Origin of the sequence: Serratia sp. CY31944 (assembly GCF_052169175.1) — a bacterium.
Lineage (GTDB): Bacteria > Pseudomonadota > Gammaproteobacteria > Enterobacterales > Enterobacteriaceae > Serratia > Serratia sarumanii.
The window spans coordinates 86513-113235 of the sequence record NZ_JBJNLG010000013.1 but is presented as its reverse complement, the minus strand read 5'-3'; the positions used below and the strand labels follow the sequence as shown (position 1 = coordinate 113235).

The window sequence follows — 26723 nt, the reverse complement described above, 5'->3', positions numbered from 1 at the left end:
TATTTGAGGCGCGATATGCTGGCAAGCACAGCCATCAACACACTCAGGATTTGCCATGACCATTGAGATTTACCCGGCGCAAAAAAGCGACGCCAAACTGATTCTGGATATGATTATCGAGCTGGCGGTGTACGAAAAGGCGCGCGAGCAGGTGCTGGCCAGCGTGGAAGATATCGAACGCAGCCTGTTTGGGCCGGGCGCCTGTTCCGAAGCGCTGGTTTGTACGGTAAACGGCGAGCCGGCGGGTTATGCGGTGTTCTTTATGAGTTACTCCACCTGGCTGGGTAAAAACGGCATCTATCTGGAAGACCTGTACGTGGCGCCGAAGCATCGCGGCGCGGGCGCCGGTAAAAAGCTGCTGCGGCACATCGCCCAGCTGGCGTGCGAACGGCAGTGCGGCCGCCTGGAGTGGAGCGTGCTGGACTGGAACCAACCGGCCATCGATTTCTACCTCAGCATCGGCGCGCAGCCGCAGGGCGAGTGGGTGCGCTATCGTATGGAAGGCGAGGCGCTGACGCACTTCGCGGCGCACGGGGCGGCGCTGCCGGCATAATAGCCGTTGGGGGGAGGCGGCCTCCCCAACTGTGGTGATGTGAACGGTTTACTGCGGATCAATCAGGCGGGTTTGCGGGCGGCGAGAATGAAGATCATCGGGCGCTCCTGCTCTTCGTCCAGCGCCGGATTAGCGGCAATTTGCTGCGCGCTGGGGCCCCATTCGTTCAAATGCTGGATGATAAAGCCTTGCTGCGCCAGCGGGTTGATATAGCCGCCGAGCGTGCGGTGCTGCTTGATGACACCTTCCGCCAGCCAGTTGGAAACGCGCTGGCCTTCTCGCTGGTAGCCGTTCACCGGCCAGGATTTCTGTCCGTTGCCGTCGGTCAGCCAGCCCTGCTGCGCCGGGGCGGTGTAGATCGGGTGCTCGGCGGTGAAGATGAACTGCCCGCCGGGTTTCAGCGCGGCGTAAACCGTGGCGAACAGCGCGGCCAGATCCTCGAGGTAGTGCAGCGTCAGCGAGCTGTAGACCAGATCGTAACTTTCCGGCGGCAGCTGCAGCTGCGCCAAATCCTGCCGACGATACGCGATGCCCGCGTCGGCGGTCATCTCCCGTGCTTTGGCCAGCATTTTTTCCGAGACGTCCAGCCCCAGCACGCTGGCTGCGCCCTGTTCGCGCGCGCTGCGGCAGAACCAGCCGTAGCCGCAGCCGAGATCGACCACGCTTTTGCCCTGCAAATCCGGCAGGATGCGGCGGATGGCGGGCCATTCCGGCGCGCCGTCCAGGCCGTGCTGCGAGCGGCTGAGCTGCGCATAGCCGTCGAAAAAGGCCTGATTGTCATAGATGTTTTGCGTCATGATGACTCCTTAGTGAATGACGGCGGCGGAATGCCGCTGCCATACCGTGCATATTGCTGCATAATTCTACGCTGACAACATGGATAACAGGAATGACGATGGACATGATTTCGGTGCGGCAAGCGCCCGAGCTGGCGCCGCGCGCCATTGCGTATTTTCAGCGGCACTGGGCCACGGCAGAGACGCTGATGATGTATGAAGACGCCATCAACCGCAGCCTCGGCGCCATCAACCCGCTGCCGCAGTGGTACCTGCTGATGGAAAATGACCGGATCCTCGGCTGCGCGGGGCTTATCACCAACGACTTTATCAGCCGTGGGGAGTTGTATCCCTGGCTGTGTGCGCTCTATGTAGAGGAAGCGCAGCGCGGCCGGAGCCACGGCGCCAAACTGATTGAGCATGTGGCGGCGGAAACCCGCCGGCTGGGCTTCCCGCAGCTGCACCTGTGCACCGATCTGGAAGGCTACTACGAGCGCAGCGGCTTCGTTTATAACGGGCTCGGGTATCACCCCTGGGGCGAAGCCTCGCGGGTCTATTCGCGGGTGCTGTGATCGCCGCCGCCGGGTGCGCGTAAGACAAACCTGACTTTTCTTTCACCTCACCGCGCATCGCGGTTACACTGGCCGCTTGTTCGCCACCGACCGGGTTAATTCGCCGCCGCGATGAGAGTGCCACGTCAGCTACAGCAACGCTTTACCGCCTGCATCGCCATTATGGCGGTGCTGTTGCTGTTTGTGGCGCCGATGGTGTCGAAATCGCTGACGCACCACCCGATGATTGGCGGCATGACGCAGACGGCAGCCGCTATGCCGCACGACATGCACGCGATGGCGATGCCCGCCGCCGAGCATGCCGGCCACCACGGCATGGATCCTGGGGAGATGATTTTCTGCGGCTATTGCGAGCTGCTGATCCACGTGCCGCTGCTGCTGTGGACATTCGTCCCGCTGCTGTGGCTGATGGCGCGCATCGTGCGCCTGCCTTGCGCGCCGCGCATCGTTTCTCCGCCCATTCGGCGCCTGACTCTGCGGCCGAGCCCGCGCGGGCCACCCGGCCAACCGTTTTTCCCTATTGCTTGATCATGGGTAACGCCGTCCGTATCGCTGCGGACGGTTTGCCTGCGCGCACAGTTTGAAAAACGAGAAAGGCCATGTCTTCAATAACCAAAACTCCACCTGCCGCATCGCCGCGTGGCGCGATGCTGAACCTGATCAGACGGCTGCATTTTTATATCGGCCTGCTGGTCGCTCCTTTTATTCTGGTCGCTGCATTGACCGGCACGCTGTATGTGTTGACGCCGCAGCTTGAAGAGACGCTGTATCACGATGCGCTTTTCACCGAACCGCACGGGCAGGCGAGATCGCTGGCTGACCAGATAGCCGCCGCCCGCCGCGCGGTGGGTGACGAGGCGCGCATTTACGCCGTGCGCCCGGCACCCGGCGCAATGGACACCACGCGCGTACAATTCGCGGGCGCCGATCTGGGCGCTTCCGAGTCGCGCGCGCTGTTTGTCGATCCTTATACCCTGGCGATCAAGGGCGATATGACGGTGTACGGCACCTCCGGCGTGCTGCCGCTGCGCACCTGGCTGGATAAGTTGCACAGCAGCCTGCTGCTCGGCGATCTGGGGCGCAACTACAGCGAGCTGGCGGCCTCCTGGCTGTGGGTGGCCGCGCTGGGAGGCGTGGCGCTGTGGCTGGCGACGCGGCCGAAGCGCAAGCTGAAAAGGGCGAAAGGGGGCTTCGCAGCCAGCCGCCATTGGCATATCACGCTGGGTGTGGCGCTGTTGGCCGGGCTGCTGTTCTTCTCGGCTACCGGGCTGACCTGGTCGCAGTGGGCCGGCGGCAACATCGACGTGCTGCGGGCCAATCTGGGCTGGCTGACGCCGCAGGTCAACACCAGCCTGCAGGCCGATGCGCCGCAGACGCCGGCCGATCCGCACGCCGAGCACCGCGGGATGATGCCGAGCATGAAGATGGGCCCTGCCGCGCAGAGCAATGCGCTGAACGGCGACTGGGATCGGGCGCTGCACGCTGCGCGCGCCGCCGGAATAGATGCCGCTAAGGTTGAGCTGCGCCAGCCGAAAGGCGAGGGCAAAGCCTGGACGGTAACCGAAGTGGATCGCAGCTGGCCAACGCAGGTGGACGCGGTTGCCATCGCACCGCAAAGCTTCGCCGTCATCGATCAGGTGCGGTTCGACACCTTCCCACTCATCGCCAAGCTGACCCGCTGGGGCATCGACGCCCACATGGGCATTCTGTTCGGCTTGCCGAATCAGCTGCTGCTGGCGGCGTTCGGCCTTGGGCTGTGCTTGATGATCGCGCTGGGTTACCGCATGTGGTGGATCCGCCGCCCGGCGGCGGGGGCGCAGCATCCGGTGCATACGCTGGTCGCCGCCTGGCTGGCGCTTTCCCTACCGGCGCGCGCCGGCACGCTGCTGGTGGCAGCGGCGCTGGGTTATTGCCTGCCGGTGATGGGCGTGAGCCTCGCGGCGTTGCTGCTGGTGGACGTGTGGCGCTGGCGCGGCCAACGGCAAGGCCACCGGGACGAAACGCCGGAAGCGGCCGCCCGCCGCGCCGAGGTGCGTAAGTTCCGCGCGGCGGTGGCGACGGTGGCGGTGGCGGTCGGCTGCGTGATGGGCCGAGCGATCCTCGGCGGCACCGTTGAGCAATTCCAGCTGCCGATCGGCGCCTGGAGCGCCCAGATGGTGATCATGCAGAGCCTGATGGTGCTGCTGTATACGCTGGTGTTCACCCTGCTGCTTTCCATTCCGCTGTGGTATTTCTTCCTGGGGGAGAAAGAGGGGCGGTGAGGCATTTTTCGCCGACGCAAAGCATTCAACCCCGCTGCGGCGGGGTTTTTCTTGTTACATCAGGCGGTGCGCGTGCAGCTTAACGCTCTCCATGATGCTGTCCATCGTCACCTGCACGCGGTGCGGCAACACGCCGCGCCGGCGGTAGATCAGGTAGGCCTGCATATCGATGCCGCGCTCGCGCGCCAGGCAGGGCAGCAGTGTGCCGGCATCCAGCTCGGCGGCGACGGAATAGTACGGGGCGTAGACGATGCCCAGGCCCTGTTTGGCCAGCTCGATCGCCGGCAGAATGTTATCGCAAACGCTGGCGCCGTTGATCTCGACCTGCACCAACTCCCCCTGCGCACTGTAGCCGCTCCAGGTATTGCGAATGCCGCCCAGCATGCGCAAGGTAATGCAGCGATGCTGCGGCAGTTCATCCAGCGCTGTCAGCGGCGAGCGGGCGATGTAATCCGGTGCGGCGAACAGCCCGACGCGAAAACGGGTGAAGGGCCTGGCGATCAGGCTTTCGTTTTGCGGCTGGAAAAAGCTGATCAGCAAATCGCAGTCGCTGTCGAACACTGCGCCGTACTTTTTCTCGCGTTCGTCGGGGTTGCGGGTCACCAGATCGACAGTCAGCGCCGGTGCAGCGTGCAGCAGCGGCGGCAGTAAATAACGGGCCAGGAAAGCGTGGATGCCTATCGGCGCGCCGAGCGTGACCATGCCGTTCAGGCTGCGTTTATAGGTGCCGGACATATCGAGCAGATCGCTGTGTTCGTCCAGCAACTGCGAGGCGCGCCGCAAGAATTGCTCGCCGAATTCAGTCAGCGCCAGGGTACGCGGGCCGCGCAGGAACAGTTCCAACCCGAGCCGCCGTTCCAGCGCGGTGAGGGCGCGCGACACGTTAGACTGCGGCATGTCCAACCGCTGCGCCGCTTTGCTGACGCTCGCCGTTTCGGCAATGATGCGGACAATCCTGAGTTCTTCAATGCGGAAGTCTTTCTCTTTCACTGGCCGGCTCTTGTGAGTTTGTATATCAAAAATGATATACACCTTTGGCGGCATTGTCATATGACTTATCACGGGCGGGTGGGTATCATTCGATTTGATTATTTGCTATCCACCAAAATAAAGAGAAATCCGTCAATGAAAGTGACAAGAGCGGTTATTCTGCCTGCGCTGTTATTACTGGCCGCGTGCTCTTCCGCCGTGACCGAAAAAGAAAAATACTCGACCTTTCTGACCAATTATAACGATATCAATAAAGGTCAATCCGCGTCCGGCAAAGACGTTTTATATTGGAAAGATAAGAACGTCGATTTTTCCCATTATCAATATTTGGTTTATCAACCGATGATCTATTTCCCGCGGCCGAAGCCGAGCGAGATGGTGAGCCAGCGTTCACTCGACAATATTCTGAACTATACCAACCAGCAGTTTAAGCAGGCGATGGGCACCCACTTTACGCTGGTGGACATGCCGCGCGAGCATACGCTGATTTTCCGCGGCGCCATCACGGCGATCGACACGCAGAAGAAGGGGCTGCAAATCTATGAAGTCTTGCCGATCACCCTGCTGATCGCCGCGACGCAAAGCGTGACCGGCCATCGCACCATGGAGAGCGCGGTCTATATGGAAGGCGAGTTTATCGATGCCGCGACCAATCAGCCGGTCATTAAGGTGGTGCGCAAGGCTTCGGGGGAAAATCTCAATAACGAGAAAGCGCAGCTTAAAGTCACCGACGTGAAGAATGCCATCGATACCATCGCCAACGATATCAGACAATATAACACGCTATAAACCTCGTTTATTTTCGTTATTCTCAGCCAGGACTTTACATGTTTCTTGACTATTTCGCTTTAGGCGTACTGATCGCGGTATTCCTGATTTTATTCTACGGCGTCATTATTATTCATGACATTCCCTATTTGCTGGCCAAAAAACGCCGGCACCCCCATCAAGATGCGATTCACGTTGCCGGTTGGGTCAGCCTGTTTACGCTGCACGCCATTTGGCCGCTGCTGTGGATCTGGGCAACGCTCTATCGGCCGGAACGCGGCTGGGGCATGAGTGAGAAGGCAGAACCTTCAACGGATCTGCAGGCGCGCATCGCGCTGCTCGAAGCCGAATTGCAACGCCTGCAGGAAAAGCCGACGGCGGTTTCCGGCCCTACGGCAAGTTGAGCGTAGCCTATGGATTTGCTCATTATTCTCAGCTACGTGGCGCTGAGCTACGGCGTATTTAAACTGTTTCGCATTCCGGTCAACAAATGGACCGTGCCGACCGCCGTGCTTGGCGGGATCGTTATCGTCGGCGCGTTGATTCTGACGATGAACTACAACCATCCGTACAGCGATCGGGCGCAGAAGATCGCCGTGTCGGTACCGATGGTGCCGCAGGTCTCGGGCATGATCGTTGAGGTGACGGAGAAAACCAACGTGCTGCTGCGCAAAGGCGAGGTGCTGTTCCGTCTTGACGACAGCCGCTACCGTGCGCGGCTCACCAGGCTGGAGGCAGATCTGGCCGGGGCCGAGGCGGAGATAAGAACGCGCCGGGCGGCGCTCAGCGAGTCCGCCGCCAACGTGCAGCGGGCGAACGCAGAGTATGAGCGCGCCCGCAAGGATTACCAGCGCTACGCGAAAGGGGCGGCGATGCCGGTCAACCCGTTCTCGGAGCAGGACGTCAGCCATGCGCAGCAGCAGTACCAGGCGCAATCCGCGGCGCTGCAGGCGGCGAAAGCTCAGTTCCAACAGGAACAGGCGCGGTTGTCCGGGCGCTATGACGGTGAAGACGCCACGATCGCCAGCCTGAAATCGCAAATTGCCGAGGCGCGTTACAACCTGGAACAAACGGTGGTGCGTGCGCCGAGCGACGGGTATGTCACGCAGGTGCTGGCGCGGCCGGGCACGGCGGCGGTTCGCCTGCCGTTCAAACCGGTGATGATCTTTATCCCGCAGCAAAAGCGCCAGGTGGTGGCGGTGTTCCGCCAGAACGCCATCCTGCGTTTGGCGCAGGGGGATCAGGCCGAGGTGGTGTTCAACGGCTTGCCGGGACAGGTTTACGGCGGCACCGTAAGCCGGGTGTTGCCGGCGATACCGGACGGCAGCTACCAGGCCAGCGGCGCACTGCAGGGCCTGAGCGCCACACCGGGCCGGGAAGGGGTGTACGTGATGATTGACCTGGCGGCCAACCCGGATCTGGCTCACTTGCCCGACGGCGTGAGCGCTCAGGCGGCGGTCTATACCGGGCACTTCGAGCACGTCTCCGTGATGCGCAAAGTGCTGCTGCGCATGACCAGCTGGCTGCATTATCTTTATCTGGATCACTAGCCTGCATTGGCCCGGGGGGGCCCGGGCCGTGGGGTGAGCCTTCGGAATACGACAAAAACAAAAAAGCCCGCAACCGAAGTTGTGGGCTTTTTCGCTATTATCGCCGGGTCTATCTGGTTCACTGGCGACGTATTTGGTGGAGCTGGGGGGATTTGAACCCCCGTCCGAAATTACTACACCGTCGGCACTACATGCTTAGTCCAATCTTTACATTCGCCGGCCAGCTGCGGATGGACACGCTACTGACAGACTAGCCTGATTGAGTTTAACGCTTCAGCCCCAGGCAGGACGTCCACGCGATCTCTTTTGGGTTTGACCTCTCTTGATCCCCGTCCTAAGAGCGGAGGCTAGGGAGAGAGGGCTCTAAGCAGGGTATTAAGCTGCTAAAGCGTAGTTTTCGTCGTTTGCGACTATTTTTTTGCGGCTTTTTACGAGGCCAACCGCCCCTCGGCATGCTCCTAGGGCTTCGCAAATCCCGTCGAATCCAGAATCAGCCCCAAGTAACTTTGTGCAGTATACCAGAAGTTTACCTCGATAAGCCAGCGGCTTAACGATTGGCGTGCTTCATGATACGGGCTTTCGCCGTCTGCCATTCGCGATCTTTGATGTCATCGCGTTTGTCGTGCTCTTTCTTGCCTTTGGCTACGCCGATCTTGATCTTGCTCCAGGCATTTTTCCAATACAGGGACAAGGCCACCACGGTGTAGCCATCGCGGTTGACGCGGCCGAGCAGGGTATCCAGCTCGCGTCGTTTCAGCAGCAGTTTACGGGTACGCGTCGGATCGCACACCACATGCGACGAAGCCACGTTGAGCGGGGTGATGGTGGCGCCAAACAGATAGGCTTCACCGTCACGGAACGTCACGTAGCTGTCGCTGAGGTTGGCTTTGCCTGCACGCAGCGATTTAACTTCCCACCCTTGCAGCGACAGGCCCGCCTCGAACTCTTCTTCAATGAAGTATTCGAAACGCGCGCGCTTGTTTTGAGCAATGGTGGCGGAACCGGGTTTGTGTGCTTTTTTCTTTGTCATAGTGCGTTCATTATACTGGATGCTTCAGCGAAAGAAATCCTTTCCCGTTCAGCACCTGCGCAATTTTTCGCATTTTTGGCGCCCCCATCCCTTAGCAGATTTTTTGTTTGCCGCCAGATAAATGGTATTATCTGTACGTTTTATGTCTCACAGGAAATGATATGCCCCAGATCAGTCGGTCTGCATTAGTGCCGTTCAGCGCCGAGCAGATGTATCAGTTGGTTAACGATGTTCATTCTTATCCCGATTTTCTGCCAGGCTGCACCGGCAGCCGGGTGCTTAATGCTACCAACAATGAAATGACCGCCGCGGTGGACGTCGCTAAGGCCGGTATCAGCAAAACTTTTACCACGCGCAATACGCTGCTGGATAACCAGAGCATCAATATGCAACTGGTCGATGGCCCGTTCCGCAAGCTGATGGGCGGCTGGCAGTTCACGCCGCTGAGCGAAGAGGCCTGCAAGGTGGAGCTGCACCTGGACTTCGAGTTCACCAATAAACTGATTGAGCTGGCGTTCGGCAAGGTGTTCAAAGAGCTGGCGGGCAGCATGGTGCAGGCATTCACCCAGCGGGCGAAAGAGGTCTACAGTGTCTGACATCCAGGTCGAGGTGGTGTACGCCTTGCCGGAGCGTCAGTACCTGCGCAAGGTGAAACTGGCCGAGGGCAGCAGTGTCGAGCAGGCGATCCAGGCTTCGGGCCTGCTGGAGCTGCGCCAGGATATCGATCTCAAGAGCAACAAAATCGGCATCTACAGCCGCCCGGCCAAGCTGGGCGATACGCTGAACGACGGCGACCGGGTGGAGATCTACCGGCCGCTGATAGCCGATCCGAAAGAGCTGCGCCGGCAACGAGCAGAGAAGGCAAAAAAATAAGGCGCTATGAGCGCCTTATTTTTTTATCTGAAACTGATTTTCTCTTCCGCGTTGCAGCCTGCGACTGTCATGAGGAACACCATGCCCCCTCATGGGCCGGAAGAGCGGGCTGCGCCGATTACTTGGTCAGCGCCGGTTTGTTCTGGATATCGGTCAACACGCCTGCGCTGTCGAAGGTCAGCGTCAGCGTCTGCTGGGTGATGTCTTCATGGCCAGGCTGCTGGCGGAACACATAGAACCACGTCTGAGTCCCGAACGGGTCTTGCAGCATTGGGGTGCCCAATGTGTAAGCGACCTGTTGCTGGGTCATCCCTTTCTGAATTTTCGCCACGTCGGTCGACGTCAGGTAGTTCCCCTGGTTGATGTCAGGACGATAAACCACCTTTTCAAAAGTAGAACAGCCTGCAGTCAGCATCACAAGAACTACAGCGGCGGCAGTCAGCGTTTTACAGCGCATAGTAATCACATTCCTTTAGGGCATAGGATGCCGATGATAATAGACCTTGCGGCAGTTGGAAACCTTTATACCCTTCATCTTTCACGTTGCGACGCGTTGGCTTTCTTTCAGCACCTCAAGCGCTTGGCCTGTTTCAGGCCGTTGAGGAGGCTTAGGATCGCCGCCGCGCCGCACTTTAGATATCTTTCGGGTCAACAGCGTCACTGTCAGACCGCAGGAAAGTGAAAAAGTTGAGCTTTTTTATGCCGCCAGCAGTTCTTTGGCGTTCGCCAACGTATTGCGGGTGACTTCACTGCCGCCGAGCAGGCGCGCCAGCTCCTGCAGCCGGGCGCGTTTATCCAGCGGCGCCATCTGGGTTTCGGTGACCGTGCCGTCGGTCTGCTTGCTGACGAACAGGTGCTGATGCCCGCATCCGGCCACCTGTGGCAGGTGGGTCACGCACATCACCTGGGTGGATTCGCCGAGCTGGCGCAGCAGGCGGCCGACGATGGCGGCGGTCGGGCCGCTGATACCCACGTCCACCTCATCGAAGATCAGCGCCGGGGTTTCCATCTTGCGGGCGGTGATCACCTGAATCGCCAGCGCGATGCGTGACAGCTCACCGCCGGAGGCGACCTTCGCCAGCGGCTGCAGCGGCTGCCCCGGGTTGGTGGAGACGCAGAACTCGGTGCGGCTGGCCCCTTCGGCGCTCAGATGCTGCGGCTCGAAACGCACGTCGATGTTGAACTTGCCGTGCGGCATGGAGAGCGCCTGCATACTGTCGGTGATGAGCGTGGTCAGCTCGGCGGCGTAATGCAGGCGTTTCTGATGCAACTGTTCCGCCAGCGCCAGCGCCTGCTGGTGATGCAGGGTGACCGCCTCGTTCAGGTGTTCATGGTCGCTTTCCTGCTGCGACAGCAGCTGCTGTTCATCCAGCAACTGCTGATGCAGCTGCGGTAGCTCTTCCGGCGCAACCTGGTGTTTGCGCGCCAGGCTGATTTGGCGCGACAGGCGCTGTTCCAGCTCGTGCAGGCGGTTGGGATCGAGATCCATGCGATCGGCGTAGTGGCGCAGCTCGTCGCTGGCTTCGCTGATCTGGATAGAAGCCTCTTCCAGCATGTCCAGCAGGCCGCTGAGCTTGTCGTCCAGCCCGGCCAGCTCGAGCAGCAGGTGCTTGGCGCTGTATAGCTGGCTGAGCATGTTGTTCTCGTCGCTGTCGGCCAGCAGCTGCAGCGTCTGCTGGCTGAGGGTCAGCAGCTGGCCGCTGTTGGCCAGGCGCTTGTACTCGGCGTCGGTCTGTTCGAACTCGCCGGCCTGCGGCGCGAATTCGTTCAGCTCTTTCAATTGGTATTGCAGCAGCTGCTTGCGCGCTTCGCGCTCGATGGACTGCTGCTGATGGTGCGCCAGCTCGCGGCAGCTCTGGTGCCAGCGTTGGTAGGCCTGGCTCATCGCCGCCAGCAGGGCGGGTTCGTCGGCGTAGGCGTCGAGCAGCGATTTTTGGTGCTCCGGCTTGAGCAGCAGCTGATGGGCGTGTTGGCCATGGATTTGAATCAGGCGTTGCCCCAGCTCGCGCAGCTGCGACAGCGGCACGGCGGTGCCGTTGATAAAGCCGCGCGAACGGCCGTCGGCGTTGATCACCCGGCGCAGCAGGCATTCGTTGCTGTCGTCCAGCTGGTTCTGCTCCAGCCACTCGCGCGCGGACGGGGTGTCCGCCAGCGAGAAGCGGGCGCAGATGTCGGCGCGGGCGGCTCCCAGGCGCACCACGTTGCCGTCGGCGCGGTTGCCGAGGCACAGCCCCAGCGCATCGATGGCGATGGATTTGCCGGCGCCGGTTTCACCGGTGATCGCCGTCATACCCGGTTGAAAATCGATTTCCAACTCACGAACGATAGCAAAGTTGCTGATGGTTAATTGCGCCAGCATGGGAACCTTCCTGTGTATAAACACATAACTGTAGTTTCATACAGTATAAACTGGTTTTATATACAGTAAAGTGGCCGGCACAGATTTTAGAACAATTTTTTCGACCAGCCCAGTTTGGTGCTTAACGTGTTGAAATAGCTGTAGTCCTTTGGGTGAATCAGGTTCAGGTGGAAATCGCTGCGGCGGATCAGCACTTCTTCGCCTTCCTGGATCGGCAGCGCGATCTGGCTGTCGCAGCTGATCTCCAGATCGCTGCCGATCTGCGAAAACTTCAGGCGGATGGTGCTGTCGCCGTTGATCACCAGCGGCCGGGCGGAGAGGGTATGCGGGAACATCGGCACCAGCGCGATCGCCTCCAGCGACGGGGTGAGGATCGGTCCGCCGGCGGAGAGCGAGTAGGCGGTGGAGCCGGTCGGCGTGGCGATAATCAGGCCGTCGGAGCGCTGTGAGAAGGCGAAGCGATCGTCGATGTACACCTCGAATTCGATCATGTGCGCCACTTTGCCGGGGTGCAGCACCACTTCGTTGATGGCGGTGCTGATGCGGCACTGCTGGTGCTCTTTATGCACGATGGTTTCCAGCAGGAAACGCTGTTCGTCGATGTACTCGCCTTCCAGCACGTCCGCCAGTTGCTGCAGGGCGTTGTCGGGATCGAGATCGGTGAGGAAGCCGAGGTTGCCGCGGTTGACCCCGATCACCTTGATGTCGTAGCGCGCCAGCACGCGCGCGGCGCCGAGCATGTTGCCGTCGCCGCCGACCACCACCGCCAGGTCGGCGCGCTGGCCGATATCCGCCAGGCTGCCGGTCACGGCGTCTTTCAGCCCTAAATCATGAGCGATCTGGCGTTCGACCATCACCGAATAGCCGCGGGCGACCAGCCAGTGGAACAGCATCTCGTGGGTTGCCAGCGCTGAAGGGTGACGCGGGTGGCCAACAATGCCAATACAGGCGAATTTTTTATTCATTTGTTGTGATTTTCCTCACCGGGAGCCGTTTATGCCCCACATTGTGACCGGTTGACTTGAAACCCCGGTTTTGATCCCCATAATAAGCCAAGTTGCGAGATTAATGCTAAAACGCGGAGATATTCATGAGTAGTAAAGAACAGAAGACGCCAAACGAGCAAGTCTCGGAAGAAATGGAACAACACGCTCACCACGAGGATACGCTGCCGGAAGCGGCGGAAGGCGTCGATCTGCGCGATGCGCGTATCGCCGAACTGGAAGCCCAACTGGCGGAAGCTCAGCAGCACGAGCGCGACAGCCTGCTGCGCGCCAAAGCCGAAGCGGAGAACATCCGCCGCCGCGCCGAACTGGACGTCGAGAAAGCGCACAAGTTCGCCCTGGAGAAATTCTCCGGCGATCTGCTGCCGGTGATCGACAACCTGGAGCGTGCGCTGGATCTGGCGGATAAAAACAACCCGGAACTGGCCGCGATGATCGAAGGCATCGAGCTGACGCTGAAATCGCTGCTGGACGTGGTGCGCAAATACGGCATCGAGATCGTCGGCGACGTCAACGTGCCGTTCAACCCGGAAGTGCATCAGGCGATGAGCATGATGGAATCCGCCGATCACCAGCCGAACCACGTGATGATGGTGATGCAGAAAGGCTATACGCTGAACGGCCGCCTGCTGCGCCCTGCGATGGTTGCGGTCTCCAAAGCCAAGGCGTAATCGCCCCGGCAACGGCATAAAGAAAGGCACCCGAGGGTGCCTTTTCTGTCTCTGGACTACGCCTGCGGCAGGCGCGGCATCCAGTCGATCGGCGTGAGCCCTTGCTGCTCCAGCAGCTGATTGGCCTGCGAGAAGTGGCGGCAGCCGAGGAAGCCGCGGTGCGCGGAGAGCGGCGACGGGTGCGGCGCCTTCAGCACATGGTGGCGGTTGCGGTCGATAAAGTTGCCTTTCTTCTGCGCGTGCGAGCCCCACAGCAGGAACACCACGCCTTCGCGGTTCTCGTTCAGGGCGGCGATCACTTTATCGGTAAAGGTTTCCCAGCCCAGGTTGGCGTGCGAGTGCGCGCGGCCGCCTTCCACCGTCAGCACGGTGTTGAGCAGCAGCACCCCCTGTTCAGCCCAGCTTTGCAGGTAGCCGTGATCCGGGCGTTCGAAGCCGGGAATGTCGGCCGCCAGCTCTTTATACATGTTCACCAGCGACGGCGGCGCCGGCACGCCGGGGCGCACCGAGAAAGAGAGGCCGTGCGCCTGATTGGGGCCGTGATACGGATCCTGGCCGAGGATGACGACTTTGACGTCCGCCAGCTCGGTATAGCGGAAAGCGTTGAACACGTCCTTCTGCGGTGGATAAATGGTCTTACCGGCCTGGCGTTCAGCGGCAACAAAGGCGAGCGTTTCAACAAAATAGGGCTGCTCTTTCTCTTTGCCGATCACGTCATGCCAGGTGAGGGAGGTGGCCATAAACGCTCTCCTTTGTTTTCTTTAGCAATTCATGGGCTATAGCTTACCGTGTCGGCTCGCGCAGCGAAACCCGCTTTTCATTTCTCGCCGCTGCGTCTTATGCAATTAATTTTGAAAATTTACAAAAATAATTGGTTTTTGCCGCAGTGGGAAAATTGATATAAAACATAAATTTGCCCCTTCACGCCTTGTGCCTACCCGGTAAAAATTGACTTTAATCAAGGAACTGGCCCGGTCAGGCTGGTATACAGAACAACAAGACAACAATGGTTTTACCAAATGGCCGAAACCAGAATTGGGTTTTCTCACGACGTGAATTTTTACGCCCTTGTACGGAGGCAACATAATGATTACCGGTATTCAAATTACCAAAGCGAACGACCAGGCGCTGGTGAATTCTTTCTGGCTGCTGGACGATGAAAAAGCGGAAGCTCGCTGCGTGTGCGCCAAGGCCAACTACGCGGAAGATCAGGTTGTCGCGGTGAGCGACCTCGGCCAGATCGAATACCGTGAAGTGCCGCTGGAAATGCAGCCGACCGTGCGCGTGGAAGGCGGTCAGCACCTGAACGTCAACGTGCTGCGTCGCGAAACCCTGGAAGACGCGGTCAAGCACCCGGAAAAATACCCGCAGCTGACCATCCGCGTGTCCGGCTATGCGGTGCGCTTCAACTCCCTGACGCCGGAACAGCAGCGCGACGTTATCGCCCGCACCTTTACCGAAAGCCTGTAATTTGCGGCGCAGTCAATCAGGGAGCTTCGGCTCCCTTTTCTGCGTTTGACGGCCGAAAATCGAACGCGGATCACATTCTGCACAAAGATAAGCATTTCTAATACAGAACTCATCCGACCTGCCGATAGCTAAATCAGTACCTATTCAGGTGCTCAATAAAAAGTCTATCGACAAGGAGTCGGCATGAGTATGCCTTTAAGTTTTACCTCTGCAGTATCCCCGGTGGCCGCGATCCCTACGCCTCGCGCCGCTGCCGAGACGGCGACGGCGGCGCAGCCCGCGGCAGCACCGGCAAATCCGGCGCCGGTGGCCTCTCCCTCTCAGAACACGCTCAATGCGCAGAATCTGTTGAATACGCTGGTCGACGATATCTCAGCGGCGGCGCCGACGGCGGCGGCAGCGCCGGGCGTGACGCGGGGGCAGCAATCGCAGGAGGGGGATTATGCGTTGGCGCTGTTGGCCAAGGACGTTTATTCACTCAATGGCCAGGGTGCCGCCGGGTTCAACCGCCTGAGCGACAGCGCGCTGCTCGGTTTCGGCATCGATCCCGCCAGCCTGCACGACGCGGGCAGCGGTTTCCAGGCTGGGATTTACAGCAACGACAAGCAGTATGTGTTGGCGTTCGCCGGTACCAACGACTGGCGCGACTGGCTGAGCAACGTGCGGCAGGCGACGGGCTATGACGATGTGCAGTACAATCAGGCGGTTGCCGCTGCCAAAAGCGCCAAGGCGGCCTTCGGCGATGCGCTGGTGATCGCCGGCCATTCGCTCGGCGGCGGCCTGGCGGCCACGGCGGCGCTGGCGACCGGCACGGTCGCGGTCACCTTCAACGCGGCCGGGGTCTCGGATTACACCCTGAATCGCCTGGGCATCGATCCGACGGCGGCGAAGAAAGATGCCGAAGCCGGCAGCATTCGCCGCTACAGCGAGCAATATGACATGCTGACCAGCACCCAGGAATCGACCTCGCTGATCCCGGACGCCATTGGCCACAACATCACCCTGGCCAACAACGATACCCTGACCGGCATCGATGACTGGCGGCCGAGCAAGCATCTGGATCGCAGCCTGACGGCGCACGGCATCGACAAGGTGATAAGCTCGATGGCGGAACAAAAGCCGTGGGAGGCGAAGGCTAATGCCTGAAGGGCGTCGCTTGCGGTGGGCGCTGGCGATAGCCTTACTGGCGCTGGTCGCGGTGACCGGTTTACTGATGATGGCTAAGGAGCAACAGATGGGGCAGGAGATTTCGCCGTTTGACGGCCACAGCAATCTGGCGCTGGCTCAGGCGGTGGCGCGCGGCGATACGCAGGACATCCGTGCGCAGGCCACGCAGGATCGTTTGCGCGAGCGGGGCGATCGGCAGGTCACGCTGTTGCAGTGGGCGGTGCTTTCGCAGCAGCCGGGTAGCGTGCAGGCGTTGCTGGATCTCGGGGCCGACCCGGCGGCGGCGGGGCTGGACGGCAACAGCGCGCTGCACACCGCGGCGATGTTGCAAGACGCGCAGTACATGCGGTTGCTGCTGACCGAAGGGGCACCGGTGAACGTGCGCAATGCCGTTACCGGCGCCACGCCGCTCGCGGCGGCGGTGCTGGCCGGGCGCGAAGAGCAGCTGCGGCTGTTGCTGGCGGCCGGGGCGGACACCACCTTGAGCGATCGGCTGGGGGATACCCCGCTGCATCTGGCGGCGAAGATTAACGCGCCGCACCTGGCGCTGCTGTTGTTGCAGGCCGGGGCCGATGCCCGGGCGCGCAACCAGCAGGGCTTTGCGTTCCAGTTTTATTTCTCGCAAACGCCGGCGCATTTGCAGAATGACGAGCTGAAGGCGCAGTTCCGCGAACTGGACAAATGGCTGCAGGGGCACCGCCTGGCCACGCACTACGCGCAGCCGTAAACGCCCATAAAAAAACCGCCTGTACAGGCGGTTTTTTCTTAGGCAGCGGTGGTTATTCCGCGTCGCCGGCCGGTTTGGCCTTCGCCTGACGGCGTTTGCCGACGTTTTTGGCGTCGCGATGGCGCACTTTTACCTTGGCCTTTTCTTTGTTCTTCGCTTTATCTTCCGCGCGTTTGGCCAGCACTTTCTTCGATGGCTTGCCGTTGCTCTTCTCGTTCGGCACCTTGGTTTTTGGCCGCAGTTCGTCGATCACGCGCGCTTTCAGCGGCTCGTTCAGGTAACGGCCCACTTTGCCCAGCAGCAGATGGTCGTGCGCTTCCACCAGCGAAATGGCGGTGCCTTTGCGCCCGGCGCGGCCGGTACGGCCGATGCGGTGCAGGTAGGTGTCCGCCGTGCGCGGCATGTCGAAGTTGAACACGTGGGTGATATCGAGGATATCCAGGCCGCGTGCGGCAACGTCGGTGGCCACCAGCACGTTAACCCGGCCATCCATCATGCGTTTGACCGCTTCGTTGCGTTTGGCCTGCACCATTTCACCTTCGAGATAGCAGGTGTTAATGCCCGCTTCGCGCAGCCAGGTGGCCAACTCGTGCACGCGCTCGCGTTTGCGCACGAAGATCACCGATTTCTGCACGTCCGGCTGCTTCAGCAGGTGGATCAGCAGCGCGGTTTTGTGCTGCACGTCATCGGCGCGGTAGTACCACTGCAGGATCTTTTTGCGTTCGCGGCGCGACGGATCGGCCTCCACTTCCACCGGCTCTTTCAGGATGCGCTCGGCGAATTCGCGGATCGCTTCGCCTTCCAGCGTGGCGGAGAACAGCAGCGTCTGGTTGCGCCAGCGGGTTTCGGCGGAGATGGTTTCGATGTCCTGCGCGAAGCCCATATCGAGCATGCGGTCGGCTTCGTCGAGGATCAGGGTTTCCACCGCACGGCAGTCGAAGTTCTCTTCTTTAATGTATTGCAGCAAACGGCCGGTGGTGGCGACCACCACGTCCTGATTTTCGCTGAACACTTCCGCGTGGTTCATGTAAGCGACGCCGCCGGTGATGGTGGCGATATCCAGCGAGGTATGAGCAGCCAATTCACGCGCCTGATCGGCGACCTGCATCGCCAGTTCACGCGTTGGCGTCAGGATCAGCACGCGCGGCGGGCCGGATTTTTTGCGTGGAAAGTCCAGCAGGTGCTGCAGCACGGGCAGCAGGAAGGCGGCGGTTTTGCCGGTGCCGGTCGGAGCCGAACCTAAGACGTCGCGCCCGTCCATCGCCGGCGGGATCGCAGCGGCCTGAATGGCGGTGGGGCGATCGTAGCCTTTATCGCGCAGCGCGTCGATCAGGCGATCATCGAGTTCGAGTTCGGAAAAAGTGGTTGCTGTCATGGTCTACCTCTACTTGGGGCGCCGATTATAGACGGGTTGGCCGCGATCTTCACCTATTTAAGCGGAAAGCCGCTCTTTTCCCGCCGATCAGATTGCCTTATGCTACGCCAGTTTTATAGCCAGGTGGTGAGTGTGAGCAAGCGATCGAAAGCCGATTTTACCCCGCGCCGCGGGGGTTTTACCTTTAAACAATTCTTTGTCGCCCACGATCGTTGCGCCATGAAAGTGGGCACCGACGGGGTGCTGCTCGGCGCCTGGGCGCCGCTGGGGCAGGCGCGCCGGGTGCTGGACATCGGCAGCGGCAGCGGGCTGATCGCGCTGATGCTGGCGCAGCGCAGCGGCGACGAAGTGACCATTGACGCGGTGGAGCTGGATGAAGCCGCCGCCGGCCAGGCGCGCGAAAACGCGGCGGAATCGCCGTGGCCGCAGCGCATCCGCGTGCATGCGCAGGATATTCACCATTATGCGCAGCGGCATGCCGCTGAGTATGATCTGATCGTCAGCAATCCGCCTTATTTCGAGCCGGCGGTGGCCTGCCGCGACCAGGCGCGCCACAACGCGCGCTACACCGAAACCCTGACGCACGAGGCGCTGTTGGCCTGCGCGGCGCAGCTGCTGGCGGAACAGGGGACGTTCTGCGTGGTGCTGCCGCACGATATCGGCACCGAATTCGAACGCCTGGCGCAGCAAAGCGGCTGGCACACGGCGGCGAAAATGAACGTCAGCGATCGGGCCGATACGCCGCTGCACCGGGTGCTGCTGGCGCTGACGCGGCGGGAAACGCCGCTGCAGGCGCAGGTGCTGGCGATCAAGCAGGCCGACGGCAGCTACACCGACGATTTCCGCCATTTGATCGCTGACTTCTACCTGTTCTACGGAAAAGAAAAGGGCGCCGATTAGGCGCCCTGTCGCAGCGTTTAAGGCTGCAATATGGTCGGCAGCGCTTCCGGCAGTAAATCCGGGTAGTCCAGCGTGTAGTGCAGGCCGCGGCTCTCTTTGCGCGCCATGGCGCTGCGCACGATCAGCTCGGCCACCTGCACCAGATTGCGCAGCTCCAGCAGGTTGTTGGAGATGCGGAAGTGAGCGTAGTACTCGTCGATTTCCGCCTGCAGCGTGTTGATGCGGCGCAGTGCGCGCTCCAACCGCTTGGTGGTGCGCACGATGCCGACGTAATCCCACATGAACAGCCGCAGCTCGTGCCAGTTGTGCTGAATCACCACCCGTTCGTCCGCATCGTCCACCCGGCTTTCATCCCAATGCGGCACCTGTTTGGCCTGCTGAATGAACGGCAGGCGCTGCAGAATGTCTTCCGCCGCCGACCAACCGTACACCAGGCACTCCAGCAGCGAATTCGACGCCATGCGGTTGGCGCCGTGCAGGCCGGTATAGCTGACCTCGCCGATGGCGTACAGCCCGTCGAGATCGGTGCGGCCGTGCTGATCGACCATCACGCCGCCGCAGGTGTAGTGCGCCGCCGGGACGATCGGGATCGGCTGCCGGGTCAGATCGAAGCCCAGCGTCAGCAGCTTCTCGTGGATCATCGGGAAGTGCTGGGTGATGAACTCCGCCGGCTTGTGGCTGATGTCCAGGTACATGCAGTCGGCGCCCAGGCGCTTCATTTCATGGTCGATGGCGCGGGCGACGATATCGCGTGGGGCCAGTTCGCCGCGCGGGTCGAAATCCGGCATAAAGCGGCTGCCGTCCGGGCGCTTCAGGTAAGCCCCTTCGCCGCGCAGCGCTTCGGTTAGCAGGAAGTTGCGCGCCTGCGGATGGAACAGGCAGGTCGGGTGGAACTGGTTGAACTCCAGGTTGGCGACCCGGCAGCCGGCGCGCCAGGCCATGGCGATGCCGTCGCCGGAGGAGATGTCCGGGTTGGTGGTGTATTGGTATACCTTGGCCGCGCCGCCAGTCGCCAGCACCACCGTTTTGGCGCGGTAGGTTTCCACCCGCTCTAGCTCGCGGTTCCAGACGTACGCGCCCACCACTCGGCGGGTGCCCGGCAGGCCGATTTTGTTCGAGGTGATAAGGTCAACCGCGTTGCGGCGCTCCATCACGCAAATATTGGGGTGAGCGCTTGCTTTCCCCACCAGCGTGGTCTCTACTTCCTTACCGGTCGCGTCCGCGGCGTGCAGGATGCGGCGATGGCTGTGGCCGCCTTCGCGCGTGAGGTGATAATGCTCTTCGCCCTGCGCGTTGACCTCGGTATCGAACAGCACGCCCTGATCGATCAGCCACTGCACGCAGTGGCGCGCGTTGCCGGCGATGAATTCGACGGCCTCTTTGTCGCACAGGCCGGCGCCGGCAATCAAAGTGTCATCAACGTGTGAGGCAATGCTGTCCGTCTCATCGAACACCGCGGCGATCCCGCCCTGGGCGTAAAAGGTGGCCCCCTCGCTGAGCGGCCCCTTGCTGAGAACGGTAACCTTGCAATGCTGCGCCAGGCGCAGCGCCAGTGACAGGCCCGCAGCGCCGCTGCCGACGATCAGTACATCGCTTACATGTTCAGATGATGGTTGCATAACGTATGATGTGTGCAGAAGAAGAGTGAATTTCATGTTAGCCTAACTGTCCGGGCAAAAGCCACGGATAGGGTGACATCAACAGAAAAAACAATGGCGATATGGAACTTCGTGTTCTATATGAACTCCAAGCGAGTGCTTGCTCAGGAAAATAATGTATGGCTGGCAGTACAATTTTACGCGTGGAGACGGATTTGGGGAGAGTTTACCTCGGATGAGCGAGCAGTTAACGGATCAAGTTCTGGTCGAGCGGGTCCAAAAGGGCGATCAGAAATCGTTTAACCTACTGGTAGTGCGCTATCAGCATAAGGTGGCGAGTCTCGTTTCCCGCTATGTGCCGCAGGGCGATGTGCCCGATGTGGTGCAGGAGTCGTTTATTAAGGCCTATCGCGCACTGGAATCGTTCCGTGGCGACAGCGCTTTTTATACCTGGTTGTATCGAATCGCCGTGAACACGGCAAAGAATTATCTGGTTGCTCAGGGGCGCCGTCCGCCATCCAGTGATGTGGACGCCAACGATGCGGAAAATTACGAAAGTGCGGGCGCACTGAAAGAAATTTCGAACCCTGAGAACTTAATGTTGTCAGAAGAGCTGAGACAGATAGTTTTCCGTACCATTGAGTCGCTCCCCGAGGATCTTCGCATGGCGATTACCCTGCGGGAGTTGGATGGTCTAAGCTACGAAGAGATAGCCGCCATCATGGATTGCCCGGTCGGAACCGTACGTTCGCGTATTTTCCGCGCCCGGGAAGCTATCGATAATAAAGTTCAACCGCTGATCCAGCGTTAGCAATGGCGGGCACAGGAAGGGTACTTAGGCATGCAGAAAGAAAAGCTTTCCGCTCTGATGGATGGTGAATCGTTCGACAGCGAGCTGTTGAGTTCTCTGTCGCAAGATCGAACGCTTCAACAAAGCTGGCAGAGCTATCACCTGATACGTGACACACTGCGAGGTGATGTCGGGCAAGTGATGCATCTCGACATCGCCGATCGCGTAGCCGCTGCACTTGAGAAAGAACCCGCCCGGCTGGTGCCTTCCGCCGTTCAGGAATCTCAGCCGCAGCCTCACACCTGGCAGAAAATGCCGTTCTGGGACAAAGTGCGTCCTTGGGCGAGCCAGATTACGCAAATCGGTATGGCGGCCTGCGTGTCGCTGGCGGTGATCGTCGGCGTGCAGCAGTACAATCAGCCTTCTGCGCCCTCGAACGCGTCCGAATCGCCGGCCTTCACCACGCTGCCGATCATGGGCCAGGCCTCGCCGGTCAGCCTGGGCGTCCCGGCCGACAGTTTCTCCACCGGCAGCGGCCAACAGCAGCAGGTGCAGGAACAGCGCAAGCGTATCAACGCCATGCTGCAGGACTATGAACTGCAACGTCGCCTGCATTCGGATCAGCTGCAGCTTGAGCAAGGCAACCCGCAACAGGCCGCCATTCAGGTTCCCGGAACTCAGTCTTTAGGAATGCAACAGCAGTAATGAAGCAAATCTGGTTCTCCGTTTGTTTATTGACGGGCAGCCTGCTCTATTCCAGCATCGCCCCGGCGCAGCCAACTGCGTCCGGGGCGTTATTGCAACAGATGAGCAGCGCCAGCCGTTCTCTCAATTACGAGCTCGCCTACATCAGCATCAGCAAGCAGGGAATCGAGTCGTTGCGCTATCGCCATGCGGTGATCGGCAACGTGCCGCTCGGCCAGCTGCTGCATATGGACGGCCCGCGCCGCGAAGTGTTGCAGCGCGGCGGCGGGATCAGCTACTTCGAGCCTGGCCTGGAGCCGTTCACGCTCACCGGCGATCACATCGTCGATGCGCTGCCGGCGATCGTCTATGCCGATTTCACCCGCCTGGCCAAGTACTACGACTTTATCTCCGTGGGCAGCACCCGCATCGCCGATCGGCCGTGTGAAGTGCTGCGCGTGGTGGCGCGCGACGGTTCCCGCTACAGTTATATCGTCTGGATGGACGAGGACACTAAGCTGCCGCTGCGGGTGGATCTGCTCGATCGCGACGGCGAAACGCTGGAGCAATATCGGGTGATCTCCTTCGCGGTCGGCGCCGACGTGCAGGGCGCGATGCAGGGGCTGCTCAAAGCCAACCTGCCGCCGCTGCTGTCGCTGCCGGCGGTAGAAAACGTCAAGCTCAGCTGGAGCACCGGCTGGCTGCCGGCCGGGGTGGACGAGGTGGCGCGCAATCGCCGCAAATTGCCGAACGTCGCCGTGCCGGTTGAATCCCGGCTCTACAGCGACGGCCTGTTCAGCTTCTCGGTCAACGTCAGCCCGGCGGGCAGCGGAGCCGGGCAGCAATACTACCGTCAGGGGCGCCGCACCATTCAGACCGAAGTGCGTGCGGGCAACGAAATCACTATCGTGGGCGAATTGCCGCCGGCTACGGCCAAGCGTATCGCCGACAGCATTTCTTTCAAGGTATCGCCGCAATGATGAAAGAGTGGGCCACGGTGGTTTCGTGGCAACAGGGCGTAGCGCTGCTGCGCTGTGAACCCAAGGCCGGCTGCGGCAGCTGCACCGCGCGTTCCGGCTGCGGCGCGCGCGCGCTGAACGAGCTGGTGCCGGAAACCGAGCATCAGCTCCAGGTGCATATCGATCAGCCGCTCGAACCGGGGCAGCGCGTCGAGGTCGGCATTGCGGAAGGCAGCCTGCTGCGCTCCGCCATGCTGGTTTACCTGACGCCGCTGCTGGGCATGATGCTGGGCGGCGCGTTGCTGCAATATTGTTTCGGCAGCGACGCCTCGGCGGCCGTCGGCGCCGTGCTGGGCGGCGCGGCGGCCTTTATGCTGGCGCGTCGGTTGGCCCGGCGTCTGGGCGAGCAGGCCGATTATCAGCCGGTGGTGCTGCAGATTGGGTTGCCGCCTACCGCGATGCGCATGCAGGCGGAAAATTCCCCGCTGATTTAAACCGACGGCCGCGTCATCGCCGGGTTGTGATAGGCGGGGATGCGGTTGTGGATCATATGCTCCAGCAGCGCGATGAACAGATCGGCGCTGAGCAGCGAATCGTAGTTAATCGCGAACAGCACATTTCCCTGGCCGTCGAGCAAGCGGATGCCGCGCTGCGGATGGTTTTCCACCGCGCGGATCTGCTCGAGCGGCACGTTGCCCCGCTCCGTGGTCAGCAAGGTGGCGCTCAGCCGCAGCGTTTCGGTCGGCGTGCCTTGCCGCTTGCCGAGCAGCAGTTGCCACAGCCAGCGCGCGTCGCCCTCAACGGTGTGAAACGACACCGTCTCCCCTTGATAGAGCGCATTCAGCGCCAGCGGCCCGCGCTGCTGCAGCTGTTGGTCGACGATCACGTCTGCCAGCCGCCACGAATGGGCGACATTGCTGAAAACCGTACACCAGGGCTGATCCACGCCGGCGCGGAACGCCGTGACGTCAAACAGCCCGCCAAAAGCCTGGCCGCCGCGAAAGCGATAGATATCGCCGATCTTCTCAAACGGGATGAAGCGCTCTTTGTGATGGTGGCCGTCAAAGACCCGCACGCCGTGCTCGTACAGGCGATAGGTCAGCGTCGGACGCAGATAATGCCGCAGCGCCAGCAGCGTACAACCGAGTAAAATCGTGCCCGCGCCGGCCTGCAACAGCGTAATGACCTCGCTCTCATCAAGACTGCTCAGCAGCGGCAGCACCAACAGCGCCGCCCCCACGCTAAACAGCAGCGCCGCCGCCGCCAGAATGCCCCAGTTGACCTTTGAAAAATCGTGCCGGCTCAGCATTTGCCCTTTATCGATCATAATGCACCTTCCAATCAACGTACGGATATATGCTGGTGAACCCCGGTGGGCTGCCGATGTAGTGCCCTGAATAATGTTTTGTCGCGGAGTTCATGCCCTTTCTATCCGAGGGGCGGTGGTGGCGTATATGGGGTTTTTCCTAAAGGAAGATGGGTGAGATGGAAATCTAAGAGGTTGATCCAAATATTCTTTTTTTATAATTTCGGAGAGGGTTTATTGCGCTGCGGCCGGTTATGTATTAGCGCCGGAGTTTGGCGGCCACGAAGCACCGGCAAGCCTTGGGTTCAGGCCGTATCGTCCGCGTTAACATCTGTTTTCACCCGCCGGGGCGCCCTGTAACATTTAGCGGCGCATAATAGAATGCCTTCACTGCACCGATCGCTAGGTTTTCAGTGGTGTGGCATGTAGAATGCAGCGATTCAGGTGCAAGACGGCCTAACCCATTCACTGTCGCTTTAGGTCCATGCGGGTTTCTATAGGCGAGTAATTCAGAAATACCAAGGCAGAAAAACTTTTATAATGAAGCATATACGAAATTTCTCCATTATTGCCCATATTGACCACGGTAAGTCGACGCTGTCTGACCGCATTATCCAAATCTGCGGCGGCTTGTCTGACCGTGAAATGGCCGCGCAGGTGCTCGATTCCATGGATCTGGAGCGCGAACGCGGCATCACCATCAAAGCGCAGAGCGTGACGCTGGATTATAAGGCGCTGGATGGGCAGACCTATCAACTCAACTTTATCGACACCCCCGGCCACGTTGACTTCTCCTATGAAGTTTCCCGCTCGCTGGCGGCCTGCGAAGGCGCGCTGCTGGTGGTGGATGCCGGCCAGGGCGTCGAAGCCCAGACGTTGGCCAACTGCTACACCGCGATCGAAATGGATCTGGAAGTGGTGCCGGTGCTGAACAAAATCGACCTGCCGGCCGCCGATCCGGATCGCGCCGCGCAGGAAATTGAAGACATCGTCGGCATCGACGCCACCGATGCGGTGCGCTGCTCGGCCAAAACCGGCGTCGGCGTGCCCGAGGTGCTGGAGCGCCTGGTGCGCGACATCCCGCCGCCGCAGGGCGATCCTGATGCGCCGCTGCAGGCGCTGATCATCGACTCCTGGTTCGATAACTACCTAGGCGTCGTGTCTCTGGTGCGCGTCAAGAACGGCACGCTGCGCAAGGGCGACAAGATCAAGGTCATGAGCACCGGCCAGGTGTACAACGCCGACCGCCTGGGCATCTTCACGCCGAAGCAGGTCGATCGCGACGTGCTGAACTGCGGCGAAGTGGGCTGGCTGGTCTGTGCGATCAAAGACATCCTCGGCGCGCCGGTGGGCGATACCCTGACGCAGGCGCGTCAGCCGGCGGATAAAGCGCTGCCGGGCTTCAAGAAAGTGAAGCCGCAGGTGTACGCCGGTCTGTTCCCGATCAGCTCCGACGACTATGAATCCTTCCGCGATGCGCTGGGCAAACTGAGCCTCAACGACGCCTCCCTGTTCTACGAGCCGGAAAGCTCCACCGCGCTGGGCTTCGGCTTCCGCTGCGGCTTCCTCGGCCTGCTGCACATGGAGATCATTCAGGAGCGTCTGGAGCGTGAATACGATCTGGATCTGATCACCACCGCGCCGACGGTCGTCTACGAAGTGGAAACCACCGGCAAAGAAGTGATCTACGTCGACAGCCCGTCCAAGCTGCCGCCGTTGAACAACATCCAGGAACTGCGCGAGCCGATCGCCGAATGTCACATGCTGATGCCGCAGGAATACCTGGGCAACGTCATCACCCTGTGCGTTGAAAAACGCGGCGTGCAGACCAACATGGTCTACCACGGCAACCAGGTGGCGTTGACCTATGAAATCCCGATGGCGGAAGTGGTGCTCGACTTCTTCGACCGCCTGAAGTCCACGTCGCGCGGCTATGCGTCGCTGGATTACAACTTCAAGCGCTTCCAGGCTTCCGACATGGTGCGCGTGGACGTGCTGATCAACAACGAGCGCGTGGATGCGCTGGCGCTGATCACTCACCGCGACAACTCGCAGTATCGCGGCCGTGAATTGGTGGAGAAGATGAAAGAGCTGATCCCGCGTCAGCAGTTCGACATCGCGATTCAGGCGGCGATCGGCACGCACATCATCGCGCGTTCCACCGTGAAGCAGTTGCGTAAAAACGTGCTGGCGAAATGCTACGGCGGTGACGTCAGCCGTAAGAAAAAGCTGCTGCAGAAACAGAAAGACGGTAAGAAACGCATGAAGCAGGTCGGCAACGTCGAGCTGCCGCAGGAAGCGTTCCTGGCCATTCTGCACGTCGGTAAAGACGGCAAGTAA

29 protein-coding genes and 1 other RNA gene are annotated in these 26723 nt (G+C 60.5%); 19 read left to right on the top strand and 11 right to left on the bottom strand.

What is annotated here, in order from left to right; all coding sequences use genetic code 11:
- Window positions 1-55: 55 nt before the first annotated feature.
- Window positions 56-553, top strand: a complete 498-nt coding sequence (locus ACJ8IN_RS14885) for a GNAT family N-acetyltransferase (RefSeq protein WP_060428540.1) — start codon at window positions 56-58, stop codon at window positions 551-553.
- Between the two features lie 62 nt (window positions 554-615).
- Here ACJ8IN_RS14885 and ACJ8IN_RS14880 read toward each other — a convergent pair whose 3' ends face one another.
- Window positions 616-1350 (bottom strand): class I SAM-dependent methyltransferase, encoded by a 735-nt coding sequence (locus ACJ8IN_RS14880; protein ID WP_033649792.1) that lies wholly within the window; start codon window positions 1348-1350, stop codon window positions 616-618.
- A gap of 98 nt (window positions 1351-1448) precedes the next feature.
- On the opposite strand from ACJ8IN_RS14880, the gene ACJ8IN_RS14875 reads away from it, so the two are divergent.
- From ACJ8IN_RS14875 to ACJ8IN_RS14865, 3 genes are all read left to right on the top strand, one after another.
- Window positions 1449-1901, top strand: a complete 453-nt coding sequence (locus tag ACJ8IN_RS14875; RefSeq protein WP_308325979.1) for a GNAT family N-acetyltransferase — start codon at window positions 1449-1451, stop codon at window positions 1899-1901.
- A 111-nt stretch (window positions 1902-2012) separates the two neighbouring features.
- Window positions 2013-2429: a DUF2946 domain-containing protein gene (locus ACJ8IN_RS14870; RefSeq protein WP_308325978.1), complete on the top strand. Its 417-nt coding sequence runs from the start codon at window positions 2013-2015 to the stop codon at window positions 2427-2429.
- A 71-nt stretch (window positions 2430-2500) separates the two neighbouring features.
- Window positions 2501-4162, top strand: coding sequence for a DUF2534 family protein (locus ACJ8IN_RS14865; RefSeq protein ID WP_308325977.1), 1662 nt, complete (start codon window positions 2501-2503; stop codon window positions 4160-4162).
- 54 nt (window positions 4163-4216) lie between these two features.
- On the opposite strand, the gene ACJ8IN_RS14860 is transcribed toward ACJ8IN_RS14865, so the two are convergent.
- Window positions 4217-5152, bottom strand: coding sequence for a LysR family transcriptional regulator (locus ACJ8IN_RS14860; protein ID WP_308325976.1), 936 nt, complete (start codon window positions 5150-5152; stop codon window positions 4217-4219).
- A gap of 135 nt (window positions 5153-5287) precedes the next feature.
- On the opposite strand from ACJ8IN_RS14860, the gene ACJ8IN_RS14855 reads away from it, so the two are divergent.
- The 3 genes from ACJ8IN_RS14855 to ACJ8IN_RS14845 are packed head-to-tail and all read left to right on the top strand — an operon-like array spanning window position 5288 to window position 7470.
- Window positions 5288-5941, top strand: a complete 654-nt coding sequence (locus ACJ8IN_RS14855; protein ID WP_308325975.1) for a DUF3313 domain-containing protein — start codon at window positions 5288-5290, stop codon at window positions 5939-5941.
- A gap of 38 nt (window positions 5942-5979) precedes the next feature.
- A complete protein-coding gene (locus ACJ8IN_RS14850) occupies window positions 5980-6324 on the top strand; it encodes a DUF3302 domain-containing protein (RefSeq protein WP_047570808.1) in 345 nt (114 codons plus the stop codon).
- A 9-nt stretch (window positions 6325-6333) separates the two neighbouring features.
- Entirely contained in the window at window positions 6334-7470 is a 1137-nt protein-coding gene (locus tag ACJ8IN_RS14845) for an HlyD family secretion protein (RefSeq protein ID WP_041036389.1), read from the top strand.
- Between the two features lie 134 nt (window positions 7471-7604).
- Here the strand turns inward: ACJ8IN_RS14845 and ssrA are convergent.
- Window positions 7605-7968, bottom strand: a transfer-messenger RNA (tmRNA) gene (gene ssrA, locus ACJ8IN_RS14840).
- Between the two features lie 49 nt (window positions 7969-8017).
- Window positions 8018-8500 carry an SsrA-binding protein SmpB gene (gene smpB / locus ACJ8IN_RS14835; RefSeq protein WP_033654311.1) on the bottom strand — a complete coding sequence of 161 codons (483 nt, stop codon included), beginning with the start codon at window positions 8498-8500 and terminating at the stop codon, window positions 8018-8020.
- Window positions 8501-8661: 161 nt separating this feature from the next.
- Here smpB and ACJ8IN_RS14830 point away from each other — a divergent pair, with 161 nt between their 5' ends.
- Both ACJ8IN_RS14830 and ACJ8IN_RS14825 read left to right on the top strand, forming a co-directional pair.
- Window positions 8662-9096 carry a type II toxin-antitoxin system RatA family toxin gene (locus ACJ8IN_RS14830; protein WP_060423847.1) on the top strand — a complete coding sequence of 145 codons (435 nt, stop codon included), beginning with the start codon at window positions 8662-8664 and terminating at the stop codon, window positions 9094-9096.
- Window positions 9089-9373 carry an RnfH family protein gene (locus tag ACJ8IN_RS14825; protein ID WP_004929098.1) on the top strand — a complete coding sequence of 95 codons (285 nt, stop codon included), beginning with the start codon at window positions 9089-9091 and terminating at the stop codon, window positions 9371-9373. The genes ACJ8IN_RS14830 and ACJ8IN_RS14825 overlap by 8 nt, the downstream gene beginning before the upstream one ends.
- A 118-nt stretch (window positions 9374-9491) precedes the next feature.
- Here ACJ8IN_RS14825 and bamE read toward each other — a convergent pair whose 3' ends face one another.
- The 3 genes from bamE to nadK form a co-directional block, all read right to left on the bottom strand.
- Window positions 9492-9830, bottom strand: coding sequence for an outer membrane protein assembly factor BamE (gene bamE, locus ACJ8IN_RS14820; protein WP_004929101.1), 339 nt, complete (start codon window positions 9828-9830; stop codon window positions 9492-9494).
- A 240-nt stretch (window positions 9831-10070) separates the two neighbouring features.
- Complete coding sequence (recN, locus tag ACJ8IN_RS14815) at window positions 10071-11732, bottom strand: DNA repair protein RecN (protein ID WP_047570813.1); 1662 nt, start codon at window positions 11730-11732, stop codon at window positions 10071-10073.
- 86 nt (window positions 11733-11818) lie between these two features.
- Window positions 11819-12697, bottom strand: coding sequence for an NAD(+) kinase (gene nadK / locus ACJ8IN_RS14810; RefSeq protein WP_019452304.1), 879 nt, complete (start codon window positions 12695-12697; stop codon window positions 11819-11821).
- A gap of 125 nt (window positions 12698-12822) precedes the next feature.
- Here nadK and grpE point away from each other — a divergent pair, with 125 nt between their 5' ends.
- Window positions 12823-13407, top strand: a complete 585-nt coding sequence (gene grpE, locus ACJ8IN_RS14805; RefSeq protein ID WP_025159545.1) for a nucleotide exchange factor GrpE — start codon at window positions 12823-12825, stop codon at window positions 13405-13407.
- A 56-nt stretch (window positions 13408-13463) separates the two neighbouring features.
- On the opposite strand, the gene ung is transcribed toward grpE, so the two are convergent.
- Window positions 13464-14147, bottom strand: a complete 684-nt coding sequence (ung, locus tag ACJ8IN_RS14800; protein WP_055317291.1) for a uracil-DNA glycosylase — start codon at window positions 14145-14147, stop codon at window positions 13464-13466.
- 346 nt (window positions 14148-14493) lie between these two features.
- Between ung and grcA the strand changes: the two genes are divergently transcribed.
- The 3 genes from grcA to ACJ8IN_RS14785 all read left to right on the top strand — a co-directional run bounded on the left by grcA (window position 14494) and on the right by ACJ8IN_RS14785 (window position 16771).
- Window positions 14494-14877, top strand: coding sequence for an autonomous glycyl radical cofactor GrcA (gene grcA / locus ACJ8IN_RS14795; RefSeq protein ID WP_004929114.1), 384 nt, complete (start codon window positions 14494-14496; stop codon window positions 14875-14877).
- Window positions 14878-15060: 183 nt separating this feature from the next.
- Window positions 15061-16023: a phospholipase gene (locus tag ACJ8IN_RS14790; RefSeq protein ID WP_308325974.1), complete on the top strand. Its 963-nt coding sequence runs from the start codon at window positions 15061-15063 to the stop codon at window positions 16021-16023.
- Window positions 16016-16771, top strand: a complete 756-nt coding sequence (locus ACJ8IN_RS14785) for an ankyrin repeat domain-containing protein (protein ID WP_308325973.1) — start codon at window positions 16016-16018, stop codon at window positions 16769-16771. Before ACJ8IN_RS14790 ends, ACJ8IN_RS14785 begins: the two co-directional genes overlap by 8 nt.
- 52 nt (window positions 16772-16823) lie before the next feature.
- Here the strand turns inward: ACJ8IN_RS14785 and srmB are convergent, their stop codons facing one another.
- Window positions 16824-18146: an ATP-dependent RNA helicase SrmB gene (srmB, locus tag ACJ8IN_RS14780; protein ID WP_016929798.1), complete on the bottom strand. Its 1323-nt coding sequence runs from the start codon at window positions 18144-18146 to the stop codon at window positions 16824-16826.
- A 99-nt stretch (window positions 18147-18245) separates the two neighbouring features.
- On the opposite strand from srmB, the gene trmN reads away from it, so the two are divergent.
- Window positions 18246-19046 carry a tRNA(1)(Val) (adenine(37)-N(6))-methyltransferase TrmN gene (gene trmN / locus ACJ8IN_RS14775; protein WP_308325972.1) on the top strand — a complete coding sequence of 267 codons (801 nt, stop codon included), beginning with the start codon at window positions 18246-18248 and terminating at the stop codon, window positions 19044-19046.
- Window positions 19047-19063: 17 nt separating this feature from the next.
- Here trmN and nadB read toward each other — a convergent pair whose 3' ends face one another.
- A complete protein-coding gene (nadB, locus tag ACJ8IN_RS14770; protein ID WP_019452310.1) occupies window positions 19064-20665 on the bottom strand; it encodes an L-aspartate oxidase in 1602 nt (533 codons plus the stop codon).
- Between the two features lie 214 nt (window positions 20666-20879).
- Between nadB and rpoE the strand changes: the two genes are divergently transcribed.
- The 4 genes from rpoE to rseC are packed head-to-tail and all read left to right on the top strand — an operon-like array spanning window position 20880 to window position 23571.
- Entirely contained in the window at window positions 20880-21455 is a 576-nt protein-coding gene (gene rpoE / locus ACJ8IN_RS14765; protein WP_004929136.1) for an RNA polymerase sigma factor RpoE, read from the top strand.
- A 30-nt stretch (window positions 21456-21485) separates the two neighbouring features.
- Window positions 21486-22139 carry an anti-sigma-E factor RseA gene (gene rseA, locus ACJ8IN_RS14760; RefSeq protein WP_016929795.1) on the top strand — a complete coding sequence of 218 codons (654 nt, stop codon included), beginning with the start codon at window positions 21486-21488 and terminating at the stop codon, window positions 22137-22139.
- Window positions 22139-23098, top strand: coding sequence for a sigma-E factor regulatory protein RseB (rseB, locus tag ACJ8IN_RS14755; RefSeq protein WP_033635628.1), 960 nt, complete (start codon window positions 22139-22141; stop codon window positions 23096-23098). Before rseA ends, rseB begins: the two co-directional genes overlap by 1 nt.
- Window positions 23095-23571, top strand: a complete 477-nt coding sequence (rseC, locus tag ACJ8IN_RS14750) for a SoxR-reducing system protein RseC (protein ID WP_047570822.1) — start codon at window positions 23095-23097, stop codon at window positions 23569-23571. The genes rseB and rseC overlap by 4 nt, the downstream gene beginning before the upstream one ends.
- Here the strand turns inward: rseC and ACJ8IN_RS14745 are convergent.
- Window positions 23568-24404 (bottom strand): hypothetical protein, encoded by an 837-nt coding sequence (locus ACJ8IN_RS14745; RefSeq protein WP_308325971.1) that lies wholly within the window; start codon window positions 24402-24404, stop codon window positions 23568-23570. The two genes, rseC and ACJ8IN_RS14745, sit on opposite strands and share 4 nt — an antisense overlap.
- A 519-nt stretch (window positions 24405-24923) precedes the next feature.
- On the opposite strand from ACJ8IN_RS14745, the gene lepA reads away from it, so the two are divergent.
- The gene (lepA, locus tag ACJ8IN_RS14740) at window positions 24924-26723 is read left to right on the top strand and encodes a translation elongation factor 4 (protein ID WP_060423862.1); all 1800 of its coding nucleotides are present in this window, start codon (window positions 24924-24926) and stop codon (window positions 26721-26723) included.

What these genes read in the sequence shown, in the direction of transcription:
- ACJ8IN_RS14885 (WP_060428540.1), top strand. Translation starts at nt 56, where the DNA reads ATGACCATTGAGATTTACCCGGCGCAAAAAAGCGACGCCAAACTGATT.
- ACJ8IN_RS14880 (WP_033649792.1), bottom strand. Translation starts at nt 1,350, where the DNA reads ATGACGCAAAACATCTATGACAATCAGGCCTTTTTCGACGGCTATGCG.
- ACJ8IN_RS14875 (WP_308325979.1), top strand. Translation starts at nt 1,449, where the DNA reads ATGGACATGATTTCGGTGCGGCAAGCGCCCGAGCTGGCGCCGCGCGCC.
- ACJ8IN_RS14870 (WP_308325978.1), top strand. Translation starts at nt 2,013, where the DNA reads ATGAGAGTGCCACGTCAGCTACAGCAACGCTTTACCGCCTGCATCGCC.
- ACJ8IN_RS14865 (WP_308325977.1), top strand. Translation starts at nt 2,501, where the DNA reads ATGTCTTCAATAACCAAAACTCCACCTGCCGCATCGCCGCGTGGCGCG.
- ACJ8IN_RS14855 (WP_308325975.1), top strand. Translation starts at nt 5,288, where the DNA reads ATGAAAGTGACAAGAGCGGTTATTCTGCCTGCGCTGTTATTACTGGCC.
- ACJ8IN_RS14850 (WP_047570808.1), top strand. Translation starts at nt 5,980, where the DNA reads ATGTTTCTTGACTATTTCGCTTTAGGCGTACTGATCGCGGTATTCCTG.
- ACJ8IN_RS14845 (WP_041036389.1), top strand. Translation starts at nt 6,334, where the DNA reads ATGGATTTGCTCATTATTCTCAGCTACGTGGCGCTGAGCTACGGCGTA.
- smpB (WP_033654311.1), bottom strand. Translation starts at nt 8,500, where the DNA reads ATGACAAAGAAAAAAGCACACAAACCCGGTTCCGCCACCATTGCTCAA.
- ACJ8IN_RS14830 (WP_060423847.1), top strand. Translation starts at nt 8,662, where the DNA reads ATGCCCCAGATCAGTCGGTCTGCATTAGTGCCGTTCAGCGCCGAGCAG.
- bamE (WP_004929101.1), bottom strand. Translation starts at nt 9,830, where the DNA reads ATGCGCTGTAAAACGCTGACTGCCGCCGCTGTAGTTCTTGTGATGCTG.
- recN (WP_047570813.1), bottom strand. Translation starts at nt 11,732, where the DNA reads ATGCTGGCGCAATTAACCATCAGCAACTTTGCTATCGTTCGTGAGTTG.
- nadK (WP_019452304.1), bottom strand. Translation starts at nt 12,697, where the DNA reads ATGAATAAAAAATTCGCCTGTATTGGCATTGTTGGCCACCCGCGTCAC.
- grpE (WP_025159545.1), top strand. Translation starts at nt 12,823, where the DNA reads ATGAGTAGTAAAGAACAGAAGACGCCAAACGAGCAAGTCTCGGAAGAA.
- ung (WP_055317291.1), bottom strand. Translation starts at nt 14,147, where the DNA reads ATGGCCACCTCCCTCACCTGGCATGACGTGATCGGCAAAGAGAAAGAG.
- grcA (WP_004929114.1), top strand. Translation starts at nt 14,494, where the DNA reads ATGATTACCGGTATTCAAATTACCAAAGCGAACGACCAGGCGCTGGTG.
- ACJ8IN_RS14790 (WP_308325974.1), top strand. Translation starts at nt 15,061, where the DNA reads ATGAGTATGCCTTTAAGTTTTACCTCTGCAGTATCCCCGGTGGCCGCG.
- ACJ8IN_RS14785 (WP_308325973.1), top strand. Translation starts at nt 16,016, where the DNA reads ATGCCTGAAGGGCGTCGCTTGCGGTGGGCGCTGGCGATAGCCTTACTG.
- srmB (WP_016929798.1), bottom strand. Translation starts at nt 18,146, where the DNA reads ATGACAGCAACCACTTTTTCCGAACTCGAACTCGATGATCGCCTGATC.
- trmN (WP_308325972.1), top strand. Translation starts at nt 18,246, where the DNA reads ATGCTACGCCAGTTTTATAGCCAGGTGGTGAGTGTGAGCAAGCGATCG.
- nadB (WP_019452310.1), bottom strand. Translation starts at nt 20,665, where the DNA reads ATGCAACCATCATCTGAACATGTAAGCGATGTACTGATCGTCGGCAGC.
- rpoE (WP_004929136.1), top strand. Translation starts at nt 20,880, where the DNA reads ATGAGCGAGCAGTTAACGGATCAAGTTCTGGTCGAGCGGGTCCAAAAG.
- rseA (WP_016929795.1), top strand. Translation starts at nt 21,486, where the DNA reads ATGCAGAAAGAAAAGCTTTCCGCTCTGATGGATGGTGAATCGTTCGAC.
- rseB (WP_033635628.1), top strand. Translation starts at nt 22,139, where the DNA reads ATGAAGCAAATCTGGTTCTCCGTTTGTTTATTGACGGGCAGCCTGCTC.
- rseC (WP_047570822.1), top strand. Translation starts at nt 23,095, where the DNA reads ATGATGAAAGAGTGGGCCACGGTGGTTTCGTGGCAACAGGGCGTAGCG.
- ACJ8IN_RS14745 (WP_308325971.1), bottom strand. Translation starts at nt 24,404, where the DNA reads ATGATCGATAAAGGGCAAATGCTGAGCCGGCACGATTTTTCAAAGGTC.
- lepA (WP_060423862.1), top strand. Translation starts at nt 24,924, where the DNA reads ATGAAGCATATACGAAATTTCTCCATTATTGCCCATATTGACCACGGT.